The 6369-nt window shown below is 65.4% G+C and carries 2 protein-coding genes; both read left to right on the top strand.

Going from position 1 to position 6369, the window contains the following annotated elements; all coding sequences use genetic code 11:
• Positions 1-2076, top strand: a 2076-nt coding sequence (gene rpoB / locus HUU95_RS05710; protein WP_174279231.1) for a DNA-directed RNA polymerase subunit beta, incomplete at its 5' end; no start/stop codon positions are given.
• A 165-nt stretch (positions 2077-2241) separates the two neighbouring features.
• Positions 2242-6369, top strand: a 4128-nt coding sequence (gene rpoC / locus HUU95_RS05705; RefSeq protein WP_174279230.1) for a DNA-directed RNA polymerase subunit beta', incomplete at its 3' end; no start/stop codon positions are given.

Raw genomic sequence — 6369 nt, 5'->3', positions numbered from 1 at the left:
TCGAACATGCAGCGTCAGGCGGTGCCGCTGGTCCGCGCCGAGGCGCCGTTCGTCGGCACCGGCATGGAGGAGACGGTGGCGCGCGACTCCGGCGCCGCGATCGCCGCCAAGCGCGCGGGCATCGTCGATCAGGTGGACGCGAGCCGGATCGTGGTGCGCGCGACGGGCGATGTCGACGCGGGCACGTCAGGTGTCGACATCTATACGTTGATGAAGTTCCAGCGCTCCAACCAGTCCACCTGCATCAATCAGCGTCCGCTGGTGAAGGTGGGCGACGTGGTCAGCGCCGGCGATGTCATCGCCGACGGCCCCTCGACCGAGTTCGGCGAGCTGGCGCTCGGCCGCAACGCGCTAGTCGCGTTCATGCCGTGGAACGGGTATAATTACGAGGACTCGATCCTGATCTCCGAGCGGATCGTGAAGGACGACGTGTTCACGTCGATCCATATCGACGAGTTCGAGGTGATGGCCCGCGACACCAAACTGGGGCCGGAGGACATCACCCGCGACATCCCCAATGTGGGCGAGGAGGCGCTGCGCAACCTCGACGAGGCGGGGATCGTCTATGTCGGCGCCGAGGTGGAGCCGGGCGACATCCTGGTCGGCAAGATCACGCCCAAGGGCGAGAGCCCGATGACGCCGGAGGAGAAGCTGCTCCGCGCCATCTTTGGCGAGAAGGCGTCCGACGTGCGCGACACGTCGCTACGCCTGCCGCCGGGCGTGTCCGGCACGATCGTCGACGTGCGCGTCTTCAACCGCCACGGCATCGACAAGGACGAGCGCGCGATGGCGATCGAGCGCGAGGAGATCGAGCGGCTCAAGAAGGACAGCGACGACGAGCGCACCATCCTTAACCGCGCGACGTGGTCGCGGCTGCGCGAGATGCTGCTCGATCAGGTCGCGACCGCGGTGCCGAAGGGCGGACCCAAGAAGGGCGCGACCATCGACGCCGACGCGCTGGACTCGGTCGACCGGCACGAATGGTGGAAGTTCGCGGTGCAGGACGACGCGGTCCAGGCCAACCTGGAGGCGGTGCGCGCGCAATATGACGAGAGCGCGAAGCTGATCCGCGACAAGTTCGAGGATCGGCGCGAGAAGCTGGAGCGCGGCGACGAGCTGCCGCCAGGCGTGCTCAAGATGGTCAAGGTGTTCGTCGCGGTGAAGCGCAAGCTGCAGCCGGGCGACAAGATGGCCGGTCGTCACGGCAACAAGGGCGTGATCAGCCGCATCTTGCCGGCGGAGGACATGCCGTTCCTCGCCGACGGCACGCCGGTCGATCTGGTGCTCAACCCGCTGGGCGTGCCGAGCCGGATGAACGTCGGCCAGATCTTCGAGACGCATCTGGGCTGGGCCGCGCGCGGGCTGGGTCAGCAGATCGCGAAGGGGCTGGACGATTGGCGCGAGGCCAATCCCACGGCCAAGCCGGGCGCGATGCCCGAGGCGGTCAAGGCGCGGCTGGAGCAGGTCTATGGCGAGCATTATCTCGACGATATCCGCGCGCGCGATGGCGACGAGATCGTCGAGCTGGCCGACAATCTGCGCGCGGGCGTGCCGATGGGCACGCCGGTGTTCGACGGCGCGGTGGAGAAGGACGTCGCCGACATGCTGGAGCTGGCGGGGCTCGACGTCTCCGGCCAGTCGGACCTGTATGACGGCCGCACCGGTGACCTGTTCGACCGTAAGGTGACGGTGGGCATCATCTACATGCTCAAGCTGCACCATCTGGTGGACGACAAGATCCACGCGCGCTCGATCGGGCCCTATTCGCTCGTCACCCAGCAGCCGCTGGGCGGCAAGGCGCAGTTCGGCGGCCAGCGCTTCGGCGAGATGGAGGTGTGGGCCTTGCAGGCCTACGGCGCCGCCTACACCTTGCAGGAGATGCTGACGGTGAAGTCCGACGACGTGGTCGGGCGCACCAAGGTCTATGAGGCGATCGTCAAGGGCGACGACACGTTCGAGGCCGGCATCCCCGAAAGCTTCAACGTGCTCGTCAAGGAAATGCGCTCACTGGGCCTCAACGTCGACCTCAAGAATGCCGAGGTCGACGCGGACGGCGTCGCGATCGCGGCGGAGTAACGCCTAGTAGCAGTGCCTCGTCACCCTGAACTTGTTTCAGGGTCCATGCGAGACGATCGACGTCAGGCGAGACGCCGATGTGGTCGCATGGATGCTGAAACGAGTTCAGCATGACGGGGAACTCAGAATGATGATTCCACCCAAGCCTAGTGCTTAGGAGCAGTTATGAACGACATGACCCCCTTCGCGAACCCGGTCGCTAAGCCCGAGACGTTCGACCAGATCCAGATCGGCATCGCGAGCCCGGAGAAGATCCGCTCGTGGAGCTTCGGCGAGATCAAGAAGCCCGAGACGATCAATTATCGCACGTTCAAGCCCGAGCGTGACGGCCTGTTCTGTGCGCGCATCTTCGGTCCGATCAAGGATTACGAGTGCCTGTGCGGCAAGTACAAGCGCATGAAGTACAAGGGCATCGTCTGCGAGAAGTGCGGCGTCGAGGTTACCGTTTCCAAGGTCCGCCGCGAGCGGATGGGTCATATCGAGCTGGCCGCGCCCGTCGCGCATATCTGGTTCCTGAAGTCGCTGCCCAGCCGCATCGGCCTGTTGCTCGACATGCAGCTCAAGCAGCTGGAGCGGGTGCTGTATTTCGAGGCGTATATCGTCATCGAGCCGGGCCTGACGCCGCTGGAGAAGTTCCAGCTGCTGACCGAGGACGAGCTGCTCGAAGCGCAGGACGAATATGGCGAGGACGCGTTCAGCGCCGGGATCGGCGCCGAGGCCGTGCGCGTCATGCTGGAGAACCTCGACCTGGAGGGCGAGAAGCGTGACCTGCTGGAAGAGCTGGCGACGACCAAGTCGGAGCTGAAGCCCAAGAAGATCATCAAGCGGCTCAAGGTCGTGGAGTCGTTCCTCGAGTCCGGCAACCGGCCCGAATGGATGATCCTGGAGGTCGTCCCCGTTATCCCGCCCGAGCTGCGCCCGTTGGTGCCGCTCGATGGCGGCCGCTTCGCGACGAGCGACCTCAACGATCTGTATCGCCGCGTCATCAACCGCAACAATCGCCTCAAGCGCTTGATGGAGCTGCGCGCGCCCGACATCATCGTGCGCAACGAGAAGCGGATGCTGCAGGAGGCGGTGGACGCGCTGTTCGACAACGGCCGGCGTGGGCGGACGATCACCGGCGCCAACAAGCGCCCGCTCAAGTCGCTGTCCGATATGCTCAAGGGCAAGCAGGGCCGCTTCCGCCAGAACCTGCTCGGCAAGCGCGTCGACTATTCGGGCCGCTCGGTCATCGTAACGGGTCCGGAGCTGAAGCTCCACCAGTGCGGCCTGCCGAAGAAGATGGCGTTGGAGCTGTTCAAGCCGTTCATCTACGCGCGCCTCGACGCCAAAGGCCTGAGCATGACGCTCAAGCAGGCGAAGAAGTGGGTTGAGAAGGAGCGCAAGGAGGTCTGGGACATCCTGGACGAGGTGATCCGCGAGCATCCCGTCATGCTCAACCGCGCGCCGACGCTCCATCGCCTGGGCATCCAGGCGTTCGAGCCGGTGTTGATCGAGGGCAAGGCGATCCAGCTCCATCCGCTCGTCTGCTCGGCGTTCAACGCCGACTTCGACGGCGACCAGATGGCCGTGCACGTCCCGCTGTCGCTCGAAGCGCAGCTGGAAGCGCGCGTGCTGATGATGTCGACCAACAACATCCTGTCGCCCGCCAACGGCAAGCCGATCATCGTGCCATCGCAGGACATGGTGCTGGGCCTGTATTATCTGTCGATGGAGAAGCAGCACGAGCCCGGTGAGGGCATGCTGATCTCCGACATGAGCGAGGTTCATCAGGCGCTCAACGCCGGCGCGGTGACGCTGCATACGAAGATCGTCAGCCGTGTTCCGCAGACCGACGAGACGGGCAAGCAGTATATGAAGCGCGTCGATACGACGCCGGGCCGCATGCTGTTGGGCGAGACGCTGCCCAAATCGTCCAAGGTCCCGTTCGAGACCGTCAACCGCCTCCTCACTAAGAAGGACGTGGGCGACGTGATCGACGAGGTCTATCGCCACACCGGCCAGAAGGAGACGGTGCTGTTCGCCGACGCGATCATGGCGCTGGGCTTCCGCCATGCGTTCAAGGCCGGTATCAGCTTTGGCAAGGACGACATGCTCGTGGCACCCGACAAGACGGTGCTGGTCGACGAGACGCGCGACCAGGTGAAGGACTTCGAGCAGCAATATCAGGACGGCCTGATCACCCAGCAGGAAAAGTACAACAAGGTAATCGATGCCTGGTCGACCTGCGGCGACAAGGTCGCGAACTCGATGATGAACGAGATCCGCGCGGTGCGTCACTATGAGGACGGGCCGATGCAGGGCCGCGAGAAGCCGATCAACTCGATCTACATGATGGCGCATTCCGGTGCTCGTGGCAGCCAGGCGCAGATCAAGCAGCTCGCCGGCATGCGCGGGCTGATGGCCAAGCCGTCGGGCGAGATCATCGAGACGCCGATCATCTCCAACTTCAAGGAGGGGCTGACCGTCCTCGAATATTTCAACTCCACCCATGGCGCCCGCAAGGGCCTCGCGGACACGGCGTTGAAGACCGCGAACTCGGGCTATCTCACCCGCCGCTTGGTCGACGTGTCGCAGGATTGCGTCATCATCGAGGAGGATTGCGGCACCGAGCGCGCGCTGGAGATGAAGGCGATCGTGCAGGGCGGCACCACCATCGCGTCGCTGGGCGAACGCATCCTGGGCCGCACCACGGCCGAGGACGTGGTCGACGCCAAGTCGGGCGCCGTGGTGATCCCGGCGGGCACGCTGCTCGACGAGGCGATGGTGGCGCAGATCGAGAAGATCGGCATCCAGGGGATGAAGATCCGCTCGCCGCTGGTCTGCGAAAGCAAGATCGGCGTCTGCGCGACTTGCTATGGCCGCGATCTCGCGCGCGGCACGCCCGTCAACATCGGCGAGGCAGTGGGCGTCATCGCCGCCCAGTCGATCGGCGAGCCGGGCACGCAGCTGACGATGCGCACCTTCCACATCGGCGGCGCGGCGCAGCTCAACGAGCAGTCCAACCTGGAGGCGCCGGTCGACGGCACCGCCACCTACAAGGACCTGCGCACGATCACCGACCAGCGTGGCCGGCGCGTGGTGCTCAGCCGCTCGGGCGAGATCGTCATCACCGACATGGACGGGCGCGAACTGTCGTCGCATCGCATCCCCTATGGCGCCTATGTGCTGTTCGATGACGGTCACGTCGTCGAGAAGGGCGATCGCATGGCGGAGTGGGACCCGTTCACCATGCCCGTCATCACCGAGACGGGCGGCACCGTCGCGTTTCAGGACCTGATCGAGGGCAAGACGCTGGCCGAGCAGGTCGACGAGGCGACGGGCATCGCCCAGCGCGTCGTTACCGAATACCGCACCACCGCCAAGTCCAAGGAGGACCTGCGTCCCCGCCTGACGCTGACGGGGGCCGGCGAGAGCGAGGCGGCGCGCTACCTGCTCGCGATCGGCGCGACGCTGTCGGTCGAGAACGGCGCGACGGTGCAGGCGGGCGACGTGCTCGCCCGCGTCAGCCGCGAGAGCGCCAAGACGCGCGACATCACCGGCGGTCTGCCGCGCGTCGCCGAGCTGTTCGAGGCGCGCAAGCCCAAGGAGAACGCGATCATCGCCAAGGTCTCCGGGCGGGTTGTGTTCGGCAAGGACTATAAGGCGAAGCGCAAGATTGGCATCCAGCCGGAGGACGGGAGCGAGGTGGTCGAGTACCTGATCCCCAAGTCCAAGGTGATCGACGTGCAGGAAGGCGACTTCGTTAAGCGCGGCGACAATCTGATCGGCGGCTCGCCCGATCCGCACGACATCCTGGAGGTGCTCGGCATCGAGCCGCTGGCGGAGTATCTGGTCAGCGAAATTCAGGAGGTCTATCGGCTGCAGGGCGTGAAGATCAACGACAAGCACATCGAGGTGATCGTCCGCCAGATGCTGCAGAAGGTCGAGATCACCGAGTCCGGCGACACGACGCTGCTGGTCGGCGAGCAGCTGGATCGCGACGAGATGGACGCGACCAATGCCAAGCTCGTCAAGGGCCAGGCGCCGGCACAGGGCAAGCCGATCCTGCTCGGCATCACCAAGGCGTCGCTGCAGACGCGTTCCTTCATCTCGGCGGCCTCGTTCCAGGAGACTACCCGCGTCCTCACCGAGGCGGCGGTCCAGGGCAAGCAGGACACGCTGATGGGGCTGAAGGAGAATGTGATCGTCGGCCGGCTGATCCCGGCGGGCACGGGCGCGGGCATGAACCGGCTCCGGGTCGCGGCGACCAGCCGCGACGCCGCGTTGCGCGCGCAGCAGCGGGCCTTGTCG

The sequence above is a fragment of the Sphingomonas bacterium genome, from assembly GCF_903643065.1.
Lineage (GTDB): Bacteria > Pseudomonadota > Alphaproteobacteria > Sphingomonadales > Sphingomonadaceae > Sphingomonas.
Note: the sequence above shows the minus strand (reverse complement) of the source record. Positions and strands in the feature narration are given on the sequence as shown.